Here is a 21,709-nt window from a genome sequence, read left to right on the forward strand (position 1 = left end):
ATAATGACGCCACACAATGTAGCAGGAGTGAGTTATGTTTGCAGGTTTACCTTCGCTGAGCCACGAGCAGCAGCAAAAAGCGGTAGAGCGTATCCAGGAACTGATGTCCCAGGGGATGAGCAGCGGTGAGGCGATTTCGCTGGTCGCGAATGAACTGCGCGCCAGCCATACCGGTGACCGGATCGTGGCGCGCTTTGAAGATGAAGACGAAGACGAATAATTACAGTGCGGCGATAATTTTAATTTCGACTTTGTATTCCGGCTTCATTAAGGCGGCCTGGACGGTGCAGCGCACCGGCGCATGACCGGCCACAACCCACGCGTCCCACGCCTGGTTCATCGCCGCGAAATCGCTTTTATCCGCAAGGAAGATGGTGGCATCAAGAATACGCGACTTGTTGCTGCCCTGTTTTTCCAGCACGGCGTCAATTTGTGCCAGGGTGTTCGCGGTTTGCTCAAACGCATCCGCTTCGAGGTTTGCCGGCACGCCGGTGTAGTAAATGGTCTGGTTGTGAATTACTACATCAGACCAGCGGGCTTCAGCATCGATACGCGTAATTGTCATTATCATTTCCTTGGTTTCATTCCATCAGACTGCGGGCAAGACTGCCATAATGTGCCGCTTGCGTCACTACCCGGACTGGTGAAAAGGTATGCTGCCTGACATAATCACTGTCCAAATCACCAGGGGGTATTGTGATCGACGATTTTGCAGCAGACGGCCAGTTGGCCAAAGCGATTCCCGGATTCAAACCACGCGAACCGCAGCGCCAGATGGCGATCGCGGTGGCTGAGGCCATCCAGCAGGCGCAGCCGCTGGTGGTGGAAGCGGGGACCGGTACCGGCAAGACGTACGCCTATCTGGCGCCTGCGCTGCGGGCCAATAAGAAGGTGATTATCTCCACCGGTTCGAAAGCGCTGCAGGATCAACTGTACAGTCGTGACCTGCCGACGGTAGCAAAAGCACTGAAGTTCACCGGCAAACTGGCATTGCTTAAAGGGCGCTCGAACTACCTGTGTCTTGAACGCCTGGAGCAGCAGACCCTGGCCGGCGGCGATCTCCCGGTGCAAACCCTGAGCGATGTTATTTTGCTGCGTTCGTGGTCAAACCAAACCCTTGATGGCGATATCAGCACCTGCGTCAGCGTTGCCGAAGATTCTCAGGCCTGGCCGCTGGTCACCAGCACCAACGATAACTGTCTCGGCAGTGACTGCCCGGTGTATCAGGACTGCTTTGTCGTCAAAGCGCGTAAAAAAGCGATGGATGCCGATGTGGTGGTGGTGAACCATCACCTGTTCCTCGCCGATATGGTGGTGAAAGAGAGTGGCTTCGCCGAGCTTATCCCTGAGGCGGAAGTGATGATCTTCGATGAAGCCCATCAGCTTCCCGACATCGCCAGCCAGTATTTTGGCCAGTCGCTCTCCAGCCGTCAGCTGGTGGATCTGGCAAAAGACATCACCATTGCCTATCGCACCGAGCTGAAAGATACCCAGCAGCTGCAAAAATGCGCCGATCGCCTGGCCCAGAGCGCGCAGGATTTTCGTCTGCAACTGGGGGATCCCGGCTACCGGGGCAATCTGCGCGATCTGCTGGCGGACAGTCATATCCAGCGCGCGCTGTTGCTGCTCGATGACGCGCTTGAGCTCTGTTACGACGTGGCGAAACTGTCGCTTGGCCGCTCGGCGCTGCTGGATGCGGCTTTTGAACGCGCCACGGTTTATCGTGCCAGGCTGAAACGCCTGAAAGAGATTAACCAGCCGGGCTTTAGCTACTGGTACGAATGTACTTCCCGTCATTTTACTCTGGCGCTCACCCCGCTGACCGTGGCGGAAAAATTCAAAGAGGTCATGGCGCAAAAATCAGGCAGCTGGATTTTTACCTCGGCCACCCTGTCGGTGAATGACGATCTGCACCACTTCACCGCGCGCCTCGGCATTGAAGAGGCGCAATCGCTGCTGTTGCCGAGTCCTTTTGATTATGCCCATCAGACGTTGCTCTGTGTACCGCGTAATCTCCCGCTACCCAATCAACCTGGCGCGGCACGTCATCTGGCGGCGATGCTTAAACCGCTGATTGAAGCGAACGACGGGCGCTGCTTTATGCTGTGCACGTCACACGCGATGATGCGTGACCTGGCCGAACAGTTTCGCGCCACCATGACGTTGCCGGTTCTGCTGCAGGGCGAAACCAGCAAAGGCCAGCTGTTGCAACAGTTCGTCAGTGCCGGCAACGCGTTGCTGGTGGCGACCAGCAGCTTCTGGGAAGGGGTGGACGTGCGCGGCGATGCGTTGTCGCTGGTGATCATTGATAAACTGCCGTTTACCTCGCCGGACGATCCGTTGCTGAAAGCACGGATGGAAGATTGCCGTCTGCGCGGCGGCGATCCCTTCGAGGAAGTACAGCTACCCGATGCGGTTATTACCCTTAAGCAGGGAGTAGGGCGCTTGATTCGTGATATCGACGACCGCGGCGTACTGGTGATTTGCGATAACCGTCTGGTGATGCGTCCCTACGGCGCGGTGTTCCTGGCCAGCCTCCCGCCAGCGCCGCGAACCCGCGATATCCGCCGGGCCGTGCGTTTTCTCGCCGTACCGCCAGCGAGGTAATCTGGCGCAAAATGTGGTAAGCTGCGCGCCATTTTGTCAATCTGCTATAGCGAGAGCGCGACAACCCATGCGAATTTTGGCTATCGATACCGCCACGGAGGCCTGCTCCGCGGCGCTGTGGAATGATGGCACTCTTTGTGCTCATTTCGAAATTTGTCCCCGTGAACACACTCAACGTATTCTGCCGCTGGTGCAGGATGTCCTGACGGAAAGCAAACTGTCGCTGACTGACCTCGACGCGCTGGCCTTTGGCCGCGGTCCAGGCAGCTTTACCGGTGTGCGTATTGGGATCGGTATCGCACAAGGACTGGCGCTGGGGGCCGAACTGCCGATGATTGGCGTATCGACGCTGGCGACCATGGCGCAGGGCGCATGGCGTAAAACCGGGGCGACCCGTGTACTGGCAGCCATTGATGCGCGAATGGGCGAAGTCTACTGGGCCGAATACCAGCGTGATGAGCAGGGCGTCTGGCACGGTGAAGAAAGTGAAGCAGTGCTGAAACCCGAAGCCGTCAGCGAACGTCTGCAGCAGCTGGAAGGCGACTGGGCGACCGTAGGGACCGGCTGGCAAGCATGGCCCGATCTGGCTAAGGACTCAGCGCTGACGTTAACCGATGGTGAGATTACGCTGCCGACAGCAGAAGACATGCTGCCGCTGGCCTGCGTGCTGCTTGCCAGTGGCAAAACCGTTGCCGTAGAGAAAGCCGAACCGGTTTATTTGCGTAACGAAGTGGCGTGGAAGAAACTTCCTGGCCGAGGATGAATCTCAGTAATCATAAGACTGAGAGAAGGAGTCGCATCATGGCGGGTCAAAACAAAGCAGTACGTTGGTTATTAGCGGGCGCGGTTGTCGCTGCGTTAAGTGGGTGCGTTTCCGTGCCGGATGCCATTAAAGGCACCAGCCCGACGCCACAGCAAGATTTAGTCCGGGTGATGGCTGCGCCTCAGCTGTACGTTGGTCAGGAAGCCCGTTTCGGCGGCAAAGTTGTCAATATTCAGAACCAGCAGGGCAAAACCCGGCTGGAAATTGCGACGGTCCCGCTGGACAGCGGCGCCCGGCCTGAGCTGAATGAGCCTTCGCGCGGGCGTATATACGCCGATGTGAACGGCTTCCTCGACCCGGTAGATTTCCGCGGCCAACTGGTCACCGTCGTTGGCCCGATTACCGGGGTGGTGGACGGCAAAGTCGGCAGCACACCGTATAAATTTATGCTGATGAATGCGACCGGCTACAAGCGCTGGAACGTCGTGCAGCAGGTGGTGATGCCGCCGCAGCCGATTGACCCGTGGATGATCGGTCCGCGCCCCTGGGCTTACGGTTATGGCGGCTGGGGCTGGTACAACCCAGGCCCTGCAGAAGTCAGAAATGTCGTAACTGAATGATTTTGCAGTTTTTGTAAGCCAGATGAAACAGCGGCTTGTCCGCTGTTTCGCTATTTCTGGCCTGATAAGAAAAATAAATAGTGACGCGCTTCGCAACCTGTAAAACGCCTAATTAATAAACTGGTACGCTGAGTTAATATAATGTTAACAGAATGTTTGTTGATCAGGGGCTGTGATGACGACGAATAACTATTTCAGAGGTGATGCAGTGAAAAAGGTTTGGCTAAACCGTTATCCCGCCGATGTTCCGGCGGAGATAAATCCTGACCGCTACCAATCCCTGGTTGAATTATTTGAACACGGCACCGCGCGCTACGCCGACCAACCGGCGTTTATCAATATGGGCGAGGTGATGACCTACCGTAAGCTGGAAGAGCGCAGTCGTGCTTTCGCCGCTTACCTTCAGCAGGGGCTGGGGCTGCAAAAGGGCGACCGCGTCGCGCTGATGATGCCAAACCTGCTGCAATACCCGATTGCGCTGTTCGGTATTCTACGTGCCGGGATGATCGTGGTGAACGTCAACCCGCTGTATACCCCGCGCGAGCTTGAGCATCAGCTGAATGACAGCGGGGCGGCGGCGATTGTGATCGTCTCCAACTTTGCCCACACCCTGGAAAAAGTGGTTGATAAAACCCAGGTGAAGCATGTGATCCTGACCCGGATGGGCGATCAGCTCTCGACGGCGAAAGGCACGCTGGTCAATTTCGTGGTCAAGTACATCAAACGGCTGGTGCCGAAGTATCACCTGCCTGATGCCATTTCATTTCGCAGTGCGCTACATAACGGCTACCGGATGCAGTATATCAAGCCGGAGATTGTCTCTGAGGATCTGGCCTTCCTGCAGTACACCGGCGGCACCACCGGCGTGGCCAAAGGGGCGATGCTGACCCACCGCAACATGCTGGCCAACCTTGAACAGGTCAATGCGACCTACGGCCCGCTGCTGCACCGTGGCAAAGAGTTTGTCGTCACCGCGCTTCCGCTGTACCACATCTTTGCGCTGACCATGAACTGCCTGCTGTTCATTGAACTTGGCGGGCAGAACCTGCTGATTACCAACCCACGCGACATTCCGGGTCTGGTGAAGGAGTTGGCAAAGTACCCGTTCACCGCAATGACCGGGGTGAATACGCTGTTCAATGCTTTGCTGAACAACAAAGAGTTTCAGCAGCTTGATTTCTCCTCGCTGCACCTTTCTGCCGGCGGCGGAATGCCGGTGCAGCAGGTGGTTGCCGAACGCTGGGTCAAACTCACCGGGCAGTATCTGCTGGAAGGCTACGGCCTGACCGAGTGCGCGCCGCTGGTTAGCGTGAACCCGCATGACATTGACTATCACAGCGGGAGCATCGGCTTGCCGGTACCGTCGACCGAAGTAAAACTGGTGGATGATGACGACAACGAAGTGCCTCTGGGTTCGCCTGGCGAACTGTGTGTGAAAGGGCCGCAGGTGATGCTGGGCTACTGGCAGCGTCCGGATGCCACCGACGAGATCATCAAAGACGGTTGGCTACATACCGGCGATATCGCGGTGATGGATGATGAGGGCTTTATGCGCATTGTCGATCGTAAAAAAGATATGATTCTGGTCTCCGGCTTCAACGTTTACCCGAACGAAATTGAAGAGGTGGTGATGCAGCACTCCGGGGTTCAGGAAGTGGCAGCCGTCGGCGTACCGTCAGGAAGCAGCGGCGAAGCGGTGAAGATTTTCGTGGTCAAAAAAGAAGCCACGTTGACCGAAGAGGCGCTGGTGACGTTTTGTCGCCGCCATCTGACGGGCTATAAAGTTCCGAAACTGGTTGAATTTCGTGATGAGCTGCCAAAATCCAATGTTGGAAAAATTTTACGGCGAGAACTGCGTGACGAAGCGCGCGCTAAAGTAGACAATAAAGCCTAAGGTATACAAGAGTCGCCAGACGCCGGCCTAGCCGGCGTTTTTTATGGGCGCAAGTTAAGAGAGCATGATGTGAACTATCAGATGATCACCACCGACGATGAGCTGCGCGCCATCTGTGAAGCGGCAGGCGTGGCCCCGGCGATTGCGCTGGATACCGAGTTTGTCCGTACCCGCACCTACTACCCGCAACTGGGCCTGCTCCAGCTGTTCGACGGCGAACAGGTTTCACTGATCGACCCGTTGACCATCACCGACTGGGCGCCGATGCGCGAGTTATTGCTGAATCAGCAGGTCACCAAATTCCTGCATGCGGGTAGTGAAGATCTGGAAGTGTTCCTTAACACCTTTAATCTGCTGCCGCAGCCGTTGATTGACACCCAGATTCTGGCGGCCTTTTGCGGTCGCCCGATGTCCTGGGGATTTGCCTCAATGGTTGAGGAGTATTCGGGCGTGGCGCTGGACAAGAGCGAATCGCGGACCGACTGGCTGGCGCGTCCGCTGACTTCGCGCCAGTGCGATTATGCCGCCGCGGATGTCTGGTATCTGCTGCCTATCGCCAGCAAGCTGATGGCGGAAACCGAAGCCGCTGGCTGGCTGGACGCCGCGCTGGACGAATGCCGTCTGATGCAGCAGCGCCGCCAGGAAGTACAGGATCCGGCCCAGGCGTGGCGTGATATCGGCAACGCCTGGCAGTTACGTACTCGTCAGCTTGGCTGTCTGCAACTGCTGGCAGAGTGGCGTTTACGTAAGGCGCGCGATCGCGATATGGCGGTAAATTTTGTCGTTCGCGAAGAGCATCTGTGGAACGTCGCCCGCTATATGCCGGGAAGCCTCGGCGAGCTGGACAGCCTCGGGCTTTCCGGCAGTGAAATTCGCTTCCATGGCAAGACGCTGATTAGCCTGGTGGCCAAAGCCCAGGAACTGCCCGAATCGGCGCTGCCGGAGCCGCTGCAAAACCTGATTGATATGCCGGGTTACCGTAAAGTCTTTAAAGAGATTAAAGCGCTGGTGCAGGAAGTGAGTACTGAAACGGGGCTGAGTGCGGAGCTGCTGGCATCCAGGCGGCAGATTAACCAGTTACTGAACTGGCACTGGCAGCTGAAGAATGGGGCGACCATGCCTGAACTAATTTCCGGCTGGCGTAGCGATCTGATGGCCGATCGTCTGAAAGCGTTGTTGAGCGAATACCCGCGCTAAACTCCAGATTAGCCACAGCAAATAGCCCGGATGCGTTATCCGGGCTTATTTTCTAACCGCCCCGATAGCGCAAGGCTACCGGGTGATTCCAGCGTCAGGGTTTCGACTCTTCCGGTTCTGGCAAAGTCACGTTCAGCTCCAGAATCGAAATATCACCATCCCGTTGTTCCAGCTGGACGCTGACCATTTCCGGGTCAATCTGCACGTACTTACAGATGACTTCCAGAATATCTTTGCGCAACTGTGGCAGGTAGTGTGGTTCAGCATCGCCGCGACGACGTTCGGCGACGATGATTTGCAGGCGCTCTTTCGCAATATTGGCCGTGTTCTTTTTCCGCGAGAGAAAAAAGTCGAGTAATGCCATAATTTATCCTCCGAACAGGCGTTTGAGGAAACCTTTCTTCTCTTCTTCAATGAAGCGGAAAGGACGTTCTTCTCCGAGCAGACGTTCAACCGTATCGGCATAGGCCTTGCCTGCGTCTGATGCATCATCCAGAATCACCGGCTCACCCTGGTTTGAGGCGCGCAGCACGGACTGATCTTCCGGAATCACGCCTACCAGATTGATACGCAGAATTTCCAGAACGTCTTCCATGCTCAGCATGTCGCCTTTATTGACGCGGCCTGGGTTGTAGCGCGTCAGCAGCAGGTGTTCTTTGATCGGCTCTTCGCCATTTTCCGCACGGCGGGATTTAGACGCGAGAATGCCGAGAATACGGTCGGAGTCACGAACGGAGGAGACTTCCGGGTTAGTGGTGATGATGGCTTCGTCGGCAAAATAGAGCGCCATCAGCGCACCGGTTTCGATGCCTGCTGGTGAGTCGCAGACCACGAAATCGAAATTCATCTTTTTCAGTTCTTCGAGAACTTTATCTACGCCTTCCCGGGTCAACGCATCTTTATCACGCGTCTGGGATGCAGGGAGGATGTAGAGATTCTCGGTGCGTTTATCTTTGATTAACGCCTGGTTCAGTGTCGCATCGCCCTGAATCACGTTGACGAAGTCATAAACCACCCGACGCTCGCAGCCCATGATCAGGTCGAGATTACGCAGGCCGATATCGAAGTCGATAACGACGGTCTTCTTTCCCTTCTGAGCCAAACCAGTAGCGATGGCCGCGCTGGAGGTGGTCTTGCCAACGCCCCCTTTACCCGAAGTCACAACAATAATGCGTGCCATAGAAATTCCTTGTTAAAAAGGGACTAACTCAATGGTTGAATAGTCAAAGCGCTGTCACCCAAACGCAGGCGCGCCGCTTTGCCATAAAATTCGGCCGGGATGTTATCGCTCAGCCAGTATTCCCCCGCGATGGACACCAGTTCCGCCGTGAGATTTGAACAAAATATTTGTGCTTCTCTATCGCCACTCGCGCCCGCAAGCGCACGTCCGCGCATCATGCCATATACATGGATATTACCGTCGGCAATAAGTTCCGCACCGGCACTCACATGGTTTGTAACAATCAGATCACAGTTTGGTGCATAAATGCGCTGACCGGAACGTACCGGCAGATCAATTAAACGCGTTTTTGTGATCGGAGTAACAACTGGCGGTGGCGCAACCGGCTCTGGTGGCGCCTGACGGGGCATTTTCTCTTTCCCTTCCGTCAGTAAGGGAATGCCGGTGCGGTCGATTTCCGTTTTCAGCCGGGGGATTTTGCATCCACTCACGCCCATAATCCGTAAACCGGTGCTCGCGATAGCCTCATGCATGACGCGCCAGTCAAGGTCGTTTTCGACATTGCTGATGTTCACCACCACGGGGGCATGACGTAAAAATGCGGGAGCCTGGGCGATTTTGTCTTCTAACGCCTGACGAATAATCTCGGGATTTGCATCGTGCAAATGAACGACAGATAAGGTGAAGCTACTGCCCTTAAGTTCGATTGGCGTATTTGACATCCTGGCCTTACTCAATTTGCTGTTTATCACTCGCCGAAGTGCGGTGATATTCCGAAGACTAAAAGGCATGTTATAGTCACTGATATATTGAGGCAAGTGACCACGGGTCTAATTCCGAGTAAAACTATGTTTTGTGTGATCTATCGAAGTGCCAAACGCGAACAAACCTATTTATATGTCGAAAAAAAGGACGATTTCTCTCGCGTTCCTGCTGAACTGCTTTCAAGCTTCGGTACGCCACAACTGACCATGCTGTTACCGCTTGACGGGCGTAAGCAACTCGCCGGCGCTGACCTGGAAAAAGTCAAACAAGCGCTAACCGATCAGGGCTATTATCTGCAACTTCCTCCTCCGACTGAAAATCTACTGAAGAAACACCTGGCGGAACAGGGGAATATACCCTAAATAATTCGAGTTGCTTGTAGGCGGCAAGGCCGTAAATCCCCAGGAGCTTACTCAGGTAAGTGACTGGGGTGAACGGGTGCAGCCAACACCCAGGCAACTTGAAGTATGACGGGTATAAATCTGATTAACCCACTGAGGGGAAATAATGTACCAACATCATAACTGGCAGGGAGCATTACTGGATTATCCGGTAAGCAAAGTGGTTTGTGTGGGCAGTAACTATGCCAACCACATCAAGGAAATGGGCAGTGTCATGCCGGAAGAACCGGTGCTGTTTATTAAACCTGAGACGGCGCTATGCGATATCCGTCAGCCGCTGGTGCTCCCTGAAGGTTTGGGTTCGGTGCACCATGAAGTGGAACTGGCGGTGCTGATTGGCGGCACGCTGCGCCAGGCAACGGACGATCACGTGCTGAAAGCGATTGCCGGCTACGGCGTCGCGCTGGATCTGACGCTGCGCGACCTGCAGGGCAAAATGAAAAAAGCGGGTCAACCGTGGGAAAAGGCCAAGGGCTTTGATAACTCTTGTCCGGTTTCCGGTTTTATCCCGGCGGCGGAGTTTCACGCTGACCCACAAAATACGGCGTTGAGCCTGAAAGTGAATGGCGAGATTCGCCAGCAGGGGACCACGGCTGATATGATCCATAAAATCGTGCCGCTGATCGCCTACATGTCACGTTTCTTTACCCTGAAGGCCGGAGATATCATCCTGACCGGGACGCCAGAAGGTGTCGGCCCGCTCAGCAACGGTGACGAACTGGAAGTGGGTTTCAACGGGCTTACGCTCTCCACCCGCGTGCTGTAACGTCCTCTTGCCGCCTTCACGGGCGGCAAAACTTGCATCAGTGTGCCAGACTGGTTATAAGGTGCACCCTGAATTGCAATGACGGACATCCCCCTATGAGCGAACAACCTTTCTGGCAGCACAAGACACTTGATGAAATGACCGACGCAGAGTGGGAATCTCTGTGCGACGGCTGCGGACAGTGCTGCCTGCATAAGCTGATGGATGAGGATACCGATGAAATTTATTTCACCAACGTTGCCTGCCGTCAGTTAAATATCAAAACCTGCCAGTGTCGTAACTATGAGCGACGCTTCGAGTATGAACCCGACTGCATTAAGCTGACGCGTGACAATCTGCCGACCTTCGAATGGCTGCCGCCGACCTGCGCCTACCGTCTGCTGGCTGAAGGGAAAGCGCTGCCGCACTGGCACCCGCTGCTGAGCGGCTCGAAAGCGGCGATGCATGGCGAGCGTATCTCGGTGCGGCATATCGCGGTAAAAGAAGAGACCGTGCGCGACTGGCAGGATCATATTTTAAATGAGCCTGACTGGGCGCAGTGATGCATTGATTAATAATGATTTTTATATCACACCGCAACAGTCTGGGGCATCAGTGGGGCATCACTGGCAAAATTAGCGTTCAAAATGCTCAACTGATCGACGTTGTTATCGCTCATCCATTTGCCGTAGACGTTGTAAACCATCTGGGCTGATGTATGCCCCATTTGGGAGGCAATAAAGTTTGGATTTGCCCCGGCACTTAACGCCCAGCAAGCGTAGGTGTGTCGTGACTCGTAGGCGCGGCGATGCCGGATCCCGGAACGCTTAAGGATGTCATTCCATGTCGCACCAAATGACCCGGGCGCGTACCAATCTCCCCCCATACCGTTACGTGCTGTCAGGCGCGGCACAAAAACAAACGTGCATGCGTCTATTCGTAACCGGCCAAACTTGCGAAGATGAACCTTAATCTGGTGCTGTTTACCCATGCGCGTGTACGCAAGTTGGTTTTTCAGCGCCTGAATGGCTGGCTCTGTCAGATTAATAACCCGGTTCCCGCTTTCAGTTTTAGGTGTGGTGAAGTGTCCTTTTTTTGCTGATCGGTTCTTCTGGTGTTTGCCACAGATTTGAAAACCGGTTAGCAGTTCTTTGCGCACAAGCAGAGCATCTTCGTTACTGAATGCACCTACTGGTTTCTCTGGCCCGAGAATTTCAGTGCATATTTTTATGTAAGAGGTGTAACGCTTGTGCGCATTCTCCGTGAGACGATCACCCGGTGGGCATGGGAGCAATTCAGTGAGAAGCTGCCCGGCATGCGTATTGCGAAGAAAACGGTCGAGCGTCTGCGTCAGCTTATCTGGTTGGCGGCTCAAGATGCGAAAGCGCAGCTGGCAGGACGCGACCAGCATCAGTACGCGGACCTTGCGGATATGGTGGGCGTAACCCCCAAGAACTGGTCGGAAACCTTCACAGAGCGCTGGGAGACAATGAAAGGAATCTTTAACCAACTGGATAGCGAGGCACTTTTGCAGCTTACGTGATCACGTTCACAACAAAAGGCGACAAATTTAGACCTAAGTCTTGCAAGACTGGATTAAATGCGTCATGTTTGAATCTACTTTGATATGCTGCCTTAACTTTAAGTGGCGGCATGAAGAATAAAAAGAGCCTTGGCGGAAACGTCGGGGCTTTATCGTTTCTGGGTCAGAAGCACAGCGGTTGTGCGTTCGGCTGTTAACCGAATGGTCGAAGGTTCGAATCATTCCGGTCCCGCCAGATAATGGCCTGACCTGATGACGGGCTCATAATCCAATCGATCAGGGGCGTTGCGTCAACAGCGCCACAGGCCGCCAGACCCAGCCAGGGTATCTTCGGCCCAAAGAGCCGCATTGTTCGACCCTCGTTATCTTTTGCCAGCCTTAGCGCTGGCTTTTCTATTTCAGGCTCACTCAGGCTCACGGGAATCATCCTCGACGCGTGTTGTTGTTAATCCAGCCCGTGAAGCCTGACCTTTTCAAACACACATAGCACCCGCAAACAACGCGAGGTGAGAGTATATGCATCGCATGGAAAAAATAACCACTGGTGCAGCCTATGGCGCTTCAGCCGGGAGCATCTTAAACGGCATGTTAAATGCTTACAGCCCCGAGCAGTGGAACGCTATCGGTGTACTGGTGGGCATTATCATTGCTGTCTTGACATACCTGACGAATCTTTATTTCAAAATCCGCGAAGACAACCGGTGCAACAGGAGTCGAGATGAATCCGACGCTCAGGAATAAACTGATTGGCTCAATTGCTGTCGGTTCCGGTGTCATCGCAATCGCTTCTGTAATGCTGGGTAATGCCGATGGTCTGGAAGGGCGCCGCTATTACTCATACTCAGGCGTAGTTGATGTATGGACTATATACGATGGTCACACTGGTGCCGACATTCGCTGCGGGCATCGGTACACTGACAAAGAATGTGATGCTCTGCTGCATTCAGATCTGCGCAAGGTGGCAACGGCCATTGACCCGCTGATTAAGGTAAAGATCCCCGACACCTTCCGGGCGGCGCTTTACTCATTCACCTATAACGTGGGCGCTGGCGCATTCAGCAAATCCACGCTGCTGGAAAAACTGAATTCTGGAGATGTACCTGGGGCCTGTAAAGAATTACAGCGCTGGACATATGCCAGCGGTAAGCAGTGGAAGGGTTTAATAAGCCGTCGTGAAATTGAGCGCGAGTTCAAAGAGCAGCGCGATAAAGCCACTGAAAAGCTCGGCCTGGCTAACGCCACCACCACCGACATGATAACCCGCCAGCGTGACGTTGCTGCGCTGGATGCTAAGTACATGAAGGAGTTAGCCGATGCGAAATCTCAGCTTGATGACCTGCAGCGTTGCGTTAGCTCTGGCAAGTGTGGGTTGCGCGTCAACGCACAATGCTCCGCGAACGGAGCGAACGGCACCGACGGCATGGGCGATGCTTCCGGGCCCCGACTTACAGACTCCGCCCAACGGTATTATTTCACCCTCAGAGAGCGAATCGTCACCATCACAGGGCAAGTGAGCTAACTGCAGGACTACATCCGCACGCAGTGCCTTAATTAGTTATGTGATACATATATTTAGTAGGTGGCTGATTTAACAAGTAGGTGCTATTAATAAATCTGGTTTTTTTATAAACACTCTCCGATATGTTAATATTTTAAGGATTTTCGATGAATAAAGAAGATGCAGTCAAAATCATTACTTTTCCGGTGAAATTATATGGAACTTATCAAGATGAAGAAAATCTTGATGCACTTAAAGCTCTACTTACAAACTGGAATAATGTATACCCGGATCACATGATCATCGAGATTGACTACTCTGATAGTCAAGTGCATATGTATCTTGATTTCATGACCTCTGTTGAAGGTTACTATGAGATTCAGGGCATGGTTTATACGGCATTTGAGCAAGGTGTGCTGGTTATCAGAGATGTTCTTGTGCAAACCGTCATGCTCAGGAATGACGCCGGGAAACGAGCTAAATACGAAGTGTTTGAAAATGGGGATTCTAAGTATGCATTTGTAACTGTTTACGAAAGCACACCTGAATTCCACGTGAAAAATTATTCAGATTTGGCTTTAAACAATGCGGTAAATATTGATGCGCAGATTAACACGCACTTCAATTCGCTTTAATTTTTAGAACTGTGTTTTATCTCACTGTTACTAAATAATAAACCGTTTTCGGGCGGTTTATTTGCTTAACACATAGTACAGATTTTAATTCAGCGGATTAATCGTGTTTTACTGAAATCACTGTGGTTGCCAGGGCCATCAAGGTGATTCAGGATGCGACCAAAGAGGTAAAGTGAATCATGCCAGGCGATAGCGAAGGCAGACCATATCCACCTGTTAACTTTACTAGCACGGAAAACTTCCGCCCATACATTGCAATCATCCCGGCAAATGAGGTCTATGGGTGGGTGAGCGACAATATCCTGATGGAAAGCGGCAGTCATTCATAATGAGGATCGCTCCCATCTCCACACGGCTGACATCGCATTTATGTGGGCATCGAATGCCTTTGATAAGCGTGGACGTGTGGTTCCCGGACAGTGCGAAGAGGTAATGCTCCGCGCCGGCGGCTGGCAGAAGTCCCGCATGGAGCAGCAGATGCATGAATGGTTCGGTCGCATTCCGACGTTCATCATCACGCTGGCTGCTGATTACTGCGAGCAATGCAGCGATGTCGAATTCTGCGCACTGGTTGAACATGAGCTTTACCACATAGCTCTGGCTACCGACGAGTACGGTGCTCCGAAGTTCAACAAAGAAACAGGAGTGCTGAAACTTCGCGGCCACGACGTCGAAGAGTTCGTTGGCGTGGTGCGACGTTACGGCGCTAGCAAAGTCGTGCAGGAAATGGTGGATGCGGCGAACAGGCCTGCGGAGGTTGCTCATATCGATGTTGCCAGGGTTTGCCGGACTTGCAGGCTGAAGGGGGCAGCACTTTTAGCTGATTTTGCTGGTTCTCGATTTGTCATGAAATATCTGACAGGGCAGGTTAAACGTGCCGCTTCACTGAGCGATGTATTGTCATTCAGCCGGGCAAGTACAGGAACGCGAGTTGGTAGTACCGGGCTTATTGAATATCTGTTGACAGATCAACCGGCCATTGGAAATCACCCGACCACTTATGAGTGTCTTGGGGTTCTGGCGGAGTCTTCGTCTAACAACCGACTGGCATACAGTCAGGACTTCACTCAGACCGCAGGCTGAACACCTTCAGGTGTGATGCTGATAGGGAATGACTCCTCATCACCAGACGGTAATGTTACGGCGACGAAGCTGATCGAAACGGCAGGAAGCACCGCATCCGTTTACACGTTACTGGCTATTACGACTTTGGCGGCGACCAGCGGGCAGCTATAAACATTCAGCATCTAGGCTAAAGCAAATACCTGTGGTGTGTTGCAGATCGCCGCGCAGGGGGCGGTCGCGACAACTCTGTTCGTTAATTTCGATCTGAATAACCGTAAAATTGGTAAGTCTTTCCCGCAGGTGCTTCAGGCGACTATGCAGGCGTTCGTGAATGGCTGGTACCATTGCGCCATCACTATCTCGCCGACGTCATCAGTATCACCGCAATTCACGCTGGCGCTTACTGGGGGAGACACTTCAGCAGCAGCCATTCCATCCTACATTGCATTCTCGCCTGCGTCTGTGTTGATTTGGGGGGCGCAGGCTGAAAGGGGTGATGGTTGTTCGTCATATATTCCGACATCTGGCGCTGAAGGATTACGCGCTGCTGTTATCTGCACAACGCCAACAAACGCTGATTTTGTTGTTGCTACGGGTGGAACTATCATGTTGACCTGCGTACAGCTCCACAGTATTCAGTCTGTAAGTGGCGTATACAACTCTCTGGCTTGCGCGACCGTTATTGATAATTCAGCTGCTGGCGCTCATCTATGACTGGCATATCGAAACCTGACCAATAACAACGGGTAGGCCCAGTGGGCAACATCAGATGCAGCCGGCACATCGCAATCTCTGGAAATTTACAGCATGTGCCCGATTCGTGATTCCCGGCAATCGGCTATATTTTCATTCGATAAGGTAAGCCTGGCAATAAAGCTTTTTGACGGTTTCAACTGGTACTCACGGACAGTTACTTCTATACCAGACGCTTTAAATCGTGTCTGTGTAGGGCGATATTATGTAGGTCCAGAATACTGGTTTAACGGGTACATCAAAAAGCTGATTTACTGGCCGCAGGCGCTAACCAGTCAGGAAATGGAAGATTTTATCAGTTGGCAGTAATTGTAATTGATAAAGAAAAAACGGCGGTTTAGATTATATCTATACCGCCGTTTTTTATTGTATTGCCAATATCCGTCAGGCTATTTCACTAGTTTTGACAGATCTTGATTTGATTAGCTTTTTGCCAACAGCAATGCCTTTTTCTTCTACATACTTAAATAAAAGTGTCGATAAAGCATATGTTACTGGAAGTACAGTTACAGTGACAAGCAAGAAACGTAATATCGGTGCCAGTTCAGCAAACCATGGGTACTGAACCAGAACCCCTATTGTTGGAATTATGATCATCAAATGTAGTAAGTAAACTGAGTATGAAACCTCGCCGAGGAATCGACTCAATCTAATGGATAGGAACCATTTTCCAGTTAATGCAACGCGATTTATTAATGTTTTTTCTCCATGTTTCATGAGCAACGTTGCCAAGGCGATAATGATAAACATTTCGATGACGACCAGTCCTCTGGACATGAAGTATCCCATGAACCATGAAAATAATGGAGCGAGCAGCGCTATGATAATAAAATGTTTTTTGTTTTCCACTACTGATTTGTAAATTAGCATTCCAGCTATAAATAACGGTAGTTTAAAAAGAATCATTGATGGGCGAGGGAATGCGGAAAAATAATCAGGGGCCATGTATGATACAACTACGCATGAAGCCATCAACACAACGGACGAGCGAATGTAACCAAACTTCATTATCAGCAACATTAGGAAGGGGAAAATCGCATAATACTGCATTTCCAGTCCGATGCTCCAGTCTGGGATTGCGGTTCTTGCTGAAAAGTAAGGCAGGAAACCAAACATGAATGACAGGTGGGTAAATAAATTGATGAACGAAGTATCATCATATTTATCGGTGTCGGCCTGCGTTTCAATCCATGTGGAGGATATTAAATCACGGTAATGACCAAATGTTTCACCGAAGAAAAGCGCAACGATGAGTAGAATGTAAAAAAGAGGGGCTATACGAAAGAACCGTCTCAACCAGAACGTAGTGATAGTTTTCGGTGAGTCCCATGGTTCAAGATGTTGGCGCTCTGTATAGTTTTTCGCCATCAGATAACCTGACAATAAGATGAACACATCAACACCGATGCTGGGTGTTCTTAGAATCGGAATGTTACAATTCGTTAAGTTGCAGATGTGCCCAAGAACAACCCACAGCGAGGCATAACCACGCAAACCATCGAGTTCTGGAGCCCAATTTTTTGGTTGAGACATTCTGTTTACCCAGAAATGTTAGATTGAATATGTTTCTAAGCATAACAAAATGTAGATGGTTTTGTAAGTATTTGCTTTCAAAAGTCATTTTTTGTATCCAGTTGATTTATATTGATAAATTAACAGGGCGATCTGATTGCATGATAAATAACCATTCTAAATGCGTGTCTTTAGTGGCACTGTAAGCATTGGTTCTAATTGCTGAATCGTTGCAATTAAATGAGCTGTGTTAGCCGTAAAAGCCATTTACTAAACACTATTAGTGCATGTTGTTCTTTTTCAAGAAATTTATTAATATATCACTCCATGCTTTATATCCTTCGGTTGTAAGATGTGTACCATCAATAGTATATTCATTCTTTAACACTCCATTGTCTGATAACTTGTTATTTAAATCCAAGAAATAAACCCCGGAATTCATTGCGTATTTTTTAAGTAAAGAATTTAAAGTGTTGATGGATTGGTTTTTGTTTTTCTTTTTTTCACCAGATAATATGGTTGATTGAATTACCACCTTTATGTTTTTTCGTTTCATTTCGTTAGTCATTGAAATTATATTGTTGGCAACCTCTTCTGGCTTTGTTTTTCTTGTTATATCATTGGTTCCAGCCATTATAAACACCATCTTAGGATTTGTTTTCTCAATATCTATGATCCTGTCCAACATACCTGCTGTATCATCACCACTAATTCCTCTATTACCTACAGAATACCCAGGAAGCAAATTATTCCATTTTCCACTTTTTGTTATGCTGTCACCTAGCATTATATAATCAAAATGACCCGGGTGTCGAGAATACATTTCTTTGAGCTTTATATATTCAGGGCTACTCTTAACTGAGGCATCCGCGTTGCATTGGCTACAAAATAACAGGCTTAACATTAAAGAAGCCATGGTGGAAGTACTTATTAATTTCATTATTTAACACTCATGCTATTAACCGTTGTCGTTGCGCATAAATCTTGCACTTAAAGAGTGCCATAAGTCAATCGGATTAAATTTAATAGTAGAGTCTATATGTAGGCCTTCCACGACGATGATGCAGGGTAGTATCAGTGGTTGTCGTCAGATAATGACTCCGGAGAGTGTTTAACGTGGACGCCGAATGCTGGAGAACATAGCCACACGGCGGTATGTGGAAGATGTAGCCGAGGTGGGAATGAAGACAATTTACAAGTATTTCTTAACGGGATAGGTCTATGAAATACAACATATAACACCAATGGGTATTCAACACAGCTTGAAGTGGTTGATGGTTTATACCGCGATAGCCCGCCAACGCTTGCTGATCTACAGACTTCCTATGTTAATGTCAAAACTCGGTGTGCACTGCATGGTATTTATCTATTCTGATTCTGTTATTAACGGTAGGTTGCTACGGCCTACTGGTTTTTCATTATATGATTTTTAATCTTTGGCCATATCCATTGGTATTCAGCATGAAGCCACAAAAAAATCATAACACATGATGATATAAACATTATGTCTGGCCATGCAGTGAATCCGGTGGCTATAGATGCAACTGATACGACTCCCGCTAGCCTGGTCAGCCAATGGCTACGTAACAAGTCATCAAACTCTTTATGGTCTTTATTCATTCTTTTTTTGTCATTCTTACTTATATTTTTATAGATTTGTTTTGGTTAATAAAAACCACTAAAGATATATGGATTATTTAAGGTTAGGGAGGCATAAAAAGCGTGCTCCTGAAATTTGTCCTTGGAAAGGTGAACAGTAGGGTAAAAATGTGGAGTTAGTATGGAGAGGGGGACATGCGTTGGTTAACCGATGTTAACGATATGCATCACCTTCTGGCTACATCATATTGCATGTAGTTATGCCATCCCGATCATAGTGTTACATCGGCGATAAAAATTGATAGGCACAACCGCTCTTGATCTGGAGTTTCGATAAAGCAACTGTATATAAAAACAGTGTTATTTGGAGGTTCAGATCATGCCACGTCTATATGAAATAGAAGTAGCCTGCCGGGCGGTGATAGTTATCGAGCCCAATGGCCGGCGCACTATCACTACCTGGCGCTTTCTGCAGGAACTGGAAAAGGTGAACTGGCACTGGTCGCCACGGCAGGCCAATCAGTGGATAGAGCACTATGTTACGACATTCCGGGATGTTTCAACGCAAGAGGGTGATGACCGCACTTTTCAGTTATTCAACCCGAACGGAGGTCTGTGATGGGGTTTCCTTCGCCAGCTACTGACTATGTAGAGAAACGCCTTTCGGCGGATTCTCTGTGCGGTACCGGCCCGAACACCAGGATCATCGAAACTGACTCGGGTTATGCGGTGATAGATTTGTCGCTGAAACCTCAACAGCAGAGCACCGTCCTGATTGCTTACGACGGCCTGACCGATTTTGCAAAGGTTATGGGGCGCGCGTTCATCACCAGGGACGGAGAGGCGATCGAGGGTGAGGCTCTTGATGATGTGCATGTTCTCGGAGTGATGACGCTCACCATTATCGATGTGAGAGAGGACCGCTCTCCGGTGTGAGCCAGGTAATGGGGCATGGATGGGGCATAAAAGTACCGCAGACTATTCACATGAGAACACAGGAGGTGAATTCGTCTGCGGTAACTCCTTCAAGTTAACCTAGATATCACTGAGAAAAACCCAGAAGAAAAAATATTCTCGCCATCCTGGATAAACCTGACTGGGCGCAGTGATATCCCCGAATTTTCATAACATAACCCCGCTAACATGTGGGGTTTTTGTTTTGTCATACATATCCAGGTGGTAACATATTTCCAGTTAAAATCACTGGAAATATAAGATGAAGAAAATTTTTCTCCTGGCTTTGGGTGGGCTGCTGCTCGGCGGATGTTCGGCAAAATATCAATCGGCAGAAGTCACCAAAAGTACGGAGCTGTTGATGAAAAATAAGCCCGTCGTTATTGCACAACCGGAGAATGGTGTGTATCAAACCACGGTCTATAACGGTTCCGGGGCGACATCAGCGCAGGCCGTCCTCGCCGCGTTTTCGCTCTACACCGATAATGCGTCCGTGGTACCAGCGTGTTCAACTTTGAGCTGCTTGAAAGAAAAGCACACGCTCACCGGGGGATATTACGTGGTTCCTCAGATTCTTCACTGGGAGGATCGGGCAACCGAATGGTCCGGTATCCCGGATAAAATCGAGCTAAAAATAACCGTCTATAACTCAGCAACGGATCGCGTGGTTGCTTCATCTATTCTGAGTGGAAAAAGCAAGTGGATGACGTTTGGAGGCGATCACCCGCAAGATCTGCTACCTCAGCCGATTAATCGTTATGTAGCGAGTCTGTACTAGATATTTTGCCCAGTAGCCTGCTATTACAGCAGGCTACTGGGGCACCTGGTGTTCCCTGCCGAATGAAAACACGGCGACCAGGGTCAGGCTTTCTTCGCGTGGAACAGCCCACTTTCACCGTCGGCGTCATCTTCAACCCAAAAGTTAATATTGAACTGTGCATCATCGCTTAGCTCAATACGGTGCCAGTATTGCGGCGGGCTGGTCGCGAATTGACCGGCATTGATGACCACTTTCGCCTCTGGCTCCGTTGCCTGTTCATCGGCGAAACCGTAATAGGTTACCGTCCCCTCCATCACGCATAGCTGACCGAAAACACCCGCAGCGGTGTTGTGGTGTGTCAGCAGGGCGGCAGGAACATTTTGTTTGGTAAAAAATGGGGTGGAGCGTTTTACTTTCCAGTTAGCGGGAATACGCAAATGAGACATCATGTGCTCCTTAGTTAATGCATATAAGATGTATTTAATATGCATCTTTAAGGCGAGAGGGTCAACTCGCGTGCAAAAAAAACGCCCCCGAAGGAGCGCTTTATCAGCAATCGGTCTTAGCGACCAAAGAGATCGCGTTTTTTCGGTTTGAACGGCTGAGCAATCAGGACCAGCACACCCACGATCAGATAGGCGGCGAAGATCCCCACCAGCCATTGCGGCATTTCCAGCGTCAGAAACTCCCACTGGCGAACGGAGCAGTCGCCGCTGGCCACGAACATCTGCGGTATCCATTTATCAAGCGGCAGCCACGTCGGGAAGCGGGCGGCGAAATCACAGGTCTGGAACGGGGAAGGGTGCAGCTGAATCATGGTGTGCTCCCATGCCAGTTGCAGGCCTCGCAGCGCGCTGTACAGCCAGATAACCAACGCCACATAACGCAGCGGTGTTTTCGGCGCGATAGCACCGACAATCCCGGCGCCCATAATGCCCAATAGCGCACAGCGTTCATAAATACACATCACGCAAGGTTGCAGCAACATCACGTGCTGGAACCATAACGCGACTAACTCAAGAGCGAACGCGGTTAACGCCATCAGGAGCCAGGCTCCGCGTCCCCTTGAGCACTGGTTTAAATATCGCAACATATGTCTTTTCCCTGGAACATGCTAAATCATGGCAGTGTAAACGAAAACCGAACCGACGCCAGCAGCTAGTCCGAAATTAATACGAAAAGAATCGTAGCCATTTGCCTGCATGCGGCAAATGGCCA

The 21,709-nt window shown here is 50.8% G+C and carries 24 protein-coding genes, 1 tRNA gene and 4 pseudogenes; 20 read left to right on the top strand and 9 right to left on the bottom strand.

Annotated elements, in window-relative coordinates; genetic code table 11:
* Positions 1 to 34: 34 nt before the first annotated feature.
* Positions 35 to 220: a YoaH family protein gene (locus ACMYSP_RS22120; protein WP_187042597.1), complete on the top strand. Its 186-nt coding sequence runs from the start codon at positions 35 to 37 to the stop codon at positions 218 to 220.
* Here ACMYSP_RS22120 and ACMYSP_RS22125 read toward each other — a convergent pair whose 3' ends face one another.
* Positions 221 to 565, bottom strand: a complete 345-nt coding sequence (locus ACMYSP_RS22125; RefSeq protein WP_434584164.1) for a RidA family protein — start codon at positions 563 to 565, stop codon at positions 221 to 223.
* Positions 566 to 696: 131 nt separating this feature from the next.
* Here ACMYSP_RS22125 and ACMYSP_RS22130 point away from each other — a divergent pair, with 131 nt between their 5' ends.
* The 5 genes from ACMYSP_RS22130 (at position 697) to rnd (ending at position 7,081) form a co-directional block, all read left to right on the top strand.
* Positions 697 to 2,607, top strand: a complete 1,911-nt coding sequence (locus ACMYSP_RS22130) for an ATP-dependent DNA helicase (RefSeq protein ID WP_434584165.1) — start codon at positions 697 to 699, stop codon at positions 2,605 to 2,607.
* Positions 2,608 to 2,674: 67 nt separating this feature from the next.
* Positions 2,675 to 3,370, top strand: a complete 696-nt coding sequence (gene tsaB, locus ACMYSP_RS22135) for a tRNA (adenosine(37)-N6)-threonylcarbamoyltransferase complex dimerization subunit type 1 TsaB (RefSeq protein ID WP_434584167.1) — start codon at positions 2,675 to 2,677, stop codon at positions 3,368 to 3,370.
* A gap of 38 nt (positions 3,371 to 3,408) precedes the next feature.
* Positions 3,409 to 3,990 (top strand): Slp family lipoprotein, encoded by a 582-nt coding sequence (locus ACMYSP_RS22140; protein WP_434584168.1) that lies wholly within the window; start codon positions 3,409 to 3,411, stop codon positions 3,988 to 3,990.
* A gap of 208 nt (positions 3,991 to 4,198) precedes the next feature.
* Positions 4,199 to 5,884, top strand: coding sequence for a long-chain-fatty-acid--CoA ligase FadD (gene fadD / locus ACMYSP_RS22145; protein ID WP_434584169.1), 1,686 nt, complete (start codon positions 4,199 to 4,201; stop codon positions 5,882 to 5,884).
* 81 nt (positions 5,885 to 5,965) lie between these two features.
* On the top strand, positions 5,966 to 7,081 hold the full coding sequence (rnd, locus tag ACMYSP_RS22150; RefSeq protein WP_434587247.1) for a ribonuclease D: 1,116 nt from the start codon (positions 5,966 to 5,968) through the stop codon (positions 7,079 to 7,081).
* A 94-nt stretch (positions 7,082 to 7,175) separates the two neighbouring features.
* Here rnd and minE read toward each other — a convergent pair whose 3' ends face one another.
* Genes minE through minC form a run of 3 tightly spaced genes read right to left on the bottom strand, consistent with a single transcriptional unit; the run spans position 7,176 to position 8,983 of the window.
* Complete coding sequence (gene minE / locus ACMYSP_RS22155) at positions 7,176 to 7,445, bottom strand: cell division topological specificity factor MinE (protein ID WP_123754855.1); 270 nt, start codon at positions 7,443 to 7,445, stop codon at positions 7,176 to 7,178.
* 3 nt (positions 7,446 to 7,448) lie between these two features.
* Complete coding sequence (minD, locus tag ACMYSP_RS22160) at positions 7,449 to 8,261, bottom strand: septum site-determining protein MinD (RefSeq protein WP_041146180.1); 813 nt, start codon at positions 8,259 to 8,261, stop codon at positions 7,449 to 7,451.
* A 23-nt stretch (positions 8,262 to 8,284) separates the two neighbouring features.
* Entirely contained in the window at positions 8,285 to 8,983 is a 699-nt protein-coding gene (gene minC / locus ACMYSP_RS22165) for a septum site-determining protein MinC (RefSeq protein WP_434584170.1), read from the bottom strand.
* A gap of 126 nt (positions 8,984 to 9,109) precedes the next feature.
* Here minC and ACMYSP_RS22170 point away from each other — a divergent pair, with 126 nt between their 5' ends.
* The 3 genes from ACMYSP_RS22170 (at position 9,110) to ACMYSP_RS22180 (ending at position 10,735) form a co-directional block, all read left to right on the top strand.
* Entirely contained in the window at positions 9,110 to 9,388 is a 279-nt protein-coding gene (locus ACMYSP_RS22170) for a YcgL domain-containing protein (RefSeq protein ID WP_434587249.1), read from the top strand.
* Between the two features lie 145 nt (positions 9,389 to 9,533).
* Positions 9,534 to 10,193, top strand: coding sequence for a fumarylacetoacetate hydrolase family protein (locus ACMYSP_RS22175; RefSeq protein WP_123754851.1), 660 nt, complete (start codon positions 9,534 to 9,536; stop codon positions 10,191 to 10,193).
* Positions 10,194 to 10,288: 95 nt separating this feature from the next.
* Positions 10,289 to 10,735, top strand: coding sequence for a YcgN family cysteine cluster protein (locus tag ACMYSP_RS22180; protein ID WP_434584171.1), 447 nt, complete (start codon positions 10,289 to 10,291; stop codon positions 10,733 to 10,735).
* Between the two features lie 26 nt (positions 10,736 to 10,761).
* Here ACMYSP_RS22180 and ACMYSP_RS22185 read toward each other — a convergent pair.
* A pseudogene (locus ACMYSP_RS22185) lies at positions 10,762 to 11,439 on the bottom strand (tyrosine-type recombinase/integrase); the annotation flags it as partial.
* Here ACMYSP_RS22185 and ACMYSP_RS22190 point away from each other — a divergent pair.
* The 8 genes and pseudogenes from ACMYSP_RS22190 to ACMYSP_RS22225 form a co-directional block, all read left to right on the top strand.
* Positions 11,434 to 11,715 (top strand): annotated as a pseudogene (locus ACMYSP_RS22190) (bacteriophage antitermination protein Q); the annotation flags it as partial. The pseudogenes ACMYSP_RS22185 and ACMYSP_RS22190 overlap by 6 nt on opposite strands.
* A gap of 160 nt (positions 11,716 to 11,875) precedes the next feature.
* Positions 11,876 to 11,950 (top strand) — tRNA-Asn (locus ACMYSP_RS22195).
* A 281-nt stretch (positions 11,951 to 12,231) separates the two neighbouring features.
* Positions 12,232 to 12,456 (top strand): class II holin family protein, encoded by a 225-nt coding sequence (locus ACMYSP_RS22200; RefSeq protein WP_434584172.1) that lies wholly within the window; start codon positions 12,232 to 12,234, stop codon positions 12,454 to 12,456.
* Positions 12,434 to 12,925, top strand: a pseudogene (locus tag ACMYSP_RS22205) (lysozyme); the annotation flags it as partial. The gene ACMYSP_RS22200 and the pseudogene ACMYSP_RS22205, both read left to right, overlap by 23 nt.
* Before the next feature lie 18 nt (positions 12,926 to 12,943).
* Positions 12,944 to 13,234 (top strand): lysis protein, encoded by a 291-nt coding sequence (locus tag ACMYSP_RS22210; RefSeq protein ID WP_434587251.1) that lies wholly within the window; start codon positions 12,944 to 12,946, stop codon positions 13,232 to 13,234.
* 146 nt (positions 13,235 to 13,380) lie between these two features.
* On the top strand, positions 13,381 to 13,848 hold the full coding sequence (locus ACMYSP_RS22215) for a hypothetical protein (protein ID WP_434584173.1): 468 nt from the start codon (positions 13,381 to 13,383) through the stop codon (positions 13,846 to 13,848).
* Positions 13,849 to 14,027: 179 nt separating this feature from the next.
* A pseudogene (locus tag ACMYSP_RS22220) lies at positions 14,028 to 14,658 on the top strand (putative metallopeptidase); the annotation flags it as partial.
* A 462-nt stretch (positions 14,659 to 15,120) separates the two neighbouring features.
* Positions 15,121 to 15,627, top strand: coding sequence for a phage head spike fiber domain-containing protein (locus ACMYSP_RS22225; protein ID WP_434584174.1), 507 nt, complete (start codon positions 15,121 to 15,123; stop codon positions 15,625 to 15,627).
* 423 nt (positions 15,628 to 16,050) lie between these two features.
* Here the strand turns inward: ACMYSP_RS22225 and ACMYSP_RS22230 are convergent, their stop codons facing one another.
* Positions 16,051 to 17,199: an acyltransferase family protein gene (locus ACMYSP_RS22230; protein WP_434584175.1), complete on the bottom strand. Its 1,149-nt coding sequence runs from the start codon at positions 17,197 to 17,199 to the stop codon at positions 16,051 to 16,053.
* Between the two features lie 259 nt (positions 17,200 to 17,458).
* Entirely contained in the window at positions 17,459 to 18,118 is a 660-nt protein-coding gene (locus tag ACMYSP_RS22235) for a GDSL-type esterase/lipase family protein (protein ID WP_434584176.1), read from the bottom strand.
* 1,038 nt (positions 18,119 to 19,156) lie between these two features.
* Here ACMYSP_RS22235 and ACMYSP_RS22240 point away from each other — a divergent pair.
* From ACMYSP_RS22240 to ACMYSP_RS22250, 3 genes are all read left to right on the top strand, one after another.
* A complete protein-coding gene (locus ACMYSP_RS22240) occupies positions 19,157 to 19,396 on the top strand; it encodes a DNA polymerase V (protein WP_434584177.1) in 240 nt (79 codons plus the stop codon).
* Positions 19,396 to 19,713 carry a hypothetical protein gene (locus ACMYSP_RS22245; protein WP_434584178.1) on the top strand — a complete coding sequence of 106 codons (318 nt, stop codon included), beginning with the start codon at positions 19,396 to 19,398 and terminating at the stop codon, positions 19,711 to 19,713. Before ACMYSP_RS22240 ends, ACMYSP_RS22245 begins: the two co-directional genes overlap by 1 nt.
* Before the next feature lie 280 nt (positions 19,714 to 19,993).
* Positions 19,994 to 20,509: a DUF4823 domain-containing protein gene (locus ACMYSP_RS22250; protein ID WP_434584179.1), complete on the top strand. Its 516-nt coding sequence runs from the start codon at positions 19,994 to 19,996 to the stop codon at positions 20,507 to 20,509.
* 83 nt (positions 20,510 to 20,592) lie between these two features.
* Here the strand turns inward: ACMYSP_RS22250 and ACMYSP_RS22255 are convergent, their stop codons facing one another.
* A complete protein-coding gene (locus ACMYSP_RS22255; RefSeq protein ID WP_434587253.1) occupies positions 20,593 to 20,937 on the bottom strand; it encodes a DUF1971 domain-containing protein in 345 nt (114 codons plus the stop codon).
* Positions 20,938 to 21,053: 116 nt separating this feature from the next.
* Complete coding sequence (gene dsbB, locus ACMYSP_RS22260; protein ID WP_434584180.1) at positions 21,054 to 21,584, bottom strand: disulfide bond formation protein DsbB; 531 nt, start codon at positions 21,582 to 21,584, stop codon at positions 21,054 to 21,056.
* Between the last annotated feature and the right edge of the window lie 125 nt (positions 21,585 to 21,709).

This window comes from Klebsiella sp. R390 (assembly GCF_051131745.1).
In the GTDB taxonomy this organism is placed as follows: Bacteria; Pseudomonadota; Gammaproteobacteria; order Enterobacterales; family Enterobacteriaceae; genus Klebsiella.

What these genes read in the sequence shown, in the direction of transcription:
- ACMYSP_RS22120 (WP_187042597.1), top strand. Translation starts at nt 35, where the DNA reads ATGTTTGCAGGTTTACCTTCGCTGAGCCACGAGCAGCAGCAAAAAGCG.
- ACMYSP_RS22125 (WP_434584164.1), bottom strand. Translation starts at nt 565, where the DNA reads ATGACAATTACGCGTATCGATGCTGAAGCCCGCTGGTCTGATGTAGTA.
- tsaB (WP_434584167.1), top strand. Translation starts at nt 2,675, where the DNA reads ATGCGAATTTTGGCTATCGATACCGCCACGGAGGCCTGCTCCGCGGCG.
- ACMYSP_RS22140 (WP_434584168.1), top strand. Translation starts at nt 3,409, where the DNA reads ATGGCGGGTCAAAACAAAGCAGTACGTTGGTTATTAGCGGGCGCGGTT.
- rnd (WP_434587247.1), top strand. Translation starts at nt 5,966, where the DNA reads ATGATCACCACCGACGATGAGCTGCGCGCCATCTGTGAAGCGGCAGGC.
- minE (WP_123754855.1), bottom strand. Translation starts at nt 7,445, where the DNA reads ATGGCATTACTCGACTTTTTTCTCTCGCGGAAAAAGAACACGGCCAAT.
- minD (WP_041146180.1), bottom strand. Translation starts at nt 8,261, where the DNA reads ATGGCACGCATTATTGTTGTGACTTCGGGTAAAGGGGGCGTTGGCAAG.
- minC (WP_434584170.1), bottom strand. Translation starts at nt 8,983, where the DNA reads ATGTCAAATACGCCAATCGAACTTAAGGGCAGTAGCTTCACCTTATCT.
- ACMYSP_RS22170 (WP_434587249.1), top strand. Translation starts at nt 9,110, where the DNA reads ATGTTTTGTGTGATCTATCGAAGTGCCAAACGCGAACAAACCTATTTA.
- ACMYSP_RS22175 (WP_123754851.1), top strand. Translation starts at nt 9,534, where the DNA reads ATGTACCAACATCATAACTGGCAGGGAGCATTACTGGATTATCCGGTA.
- ACMYSP_RS22180 (WP_434584171.1), top strand. Translation starts at nt 10,289, where the DNA reads ATGAGCGAACAACCTTTCTGGCAGCACAAGACACTTGATGAAATGACC.
- ACMYSP_RS22200 (WP_434584172.1), top strand. Translation starts at nt 12,232, where the DNA reads ATGCATCGCATGGAAAAAATAACCACTGGTGCAGCCTATGGCGCTTCA.
- ACMYSP_RS22215 (WP_434584173.1), top strand. Translation starts at nt 13,381, where the DNA reads ATGAATAAAGAAGATGCAGTCAAAATCATTACTTTTCCGGTGAAATTA.
- ACMYSP_RS22230 (WP_434584175.1), bottom strand. Translation starts at nt 17,199, where the DNA reads ATGTCTCAACCAAAAAATTGGGCTCCAGAACTCGATGGTTTGCGTGGT.
- ACMYSP_RS22235 (WP_434584176.1), bottom strand. Translation starts at nt 18,118, where the DNA reads ATGAAATTAATAAGTACTTCCACCATGGCTTCTTTAATGTTAAGCCTG.
- ACMYSP_RS22240 (WP_434584177.1), top strand. Translation starts at nt 19,157, where the DNA reads ATGCCACGTCTATATGAAATAGAAGTAGCCTGCCGGGCGGTGATAGTT.
- ACMYSP_RS22245 (WP_434584178.1), top strand. Translation starts at nt 19,396, where the DNA reads ATGGGGTTTCCTTCGCCAGCTACTGACTATGTAGAGAAACGCCTTTCG.
- ACMYSP_RS22250 (WP_434584179.1), top strand. Translation starts at nt 19,994, where the DNA reads ATGAAGAAAATTTTTCTCCTGGCTTTGGGTGGGCTGCTGCTCGGCGGA.
- ACMYSP_RS22255 (WP_434587253.1), bottom strand. Translation starts at nt 20,937, where the DNA reads ATGTCTCATTTGCGTATTCCCGCTAACTGGAAAGTAAAACGCTCCACC.
- dsbB (WP_434584180.1), bottom strand. Translation starts at nt 21,584, where the DNA reads ATGTTGCGATATTTAAACCAGTGCTCAAGGGGACGCGGAGCCTGGCTC.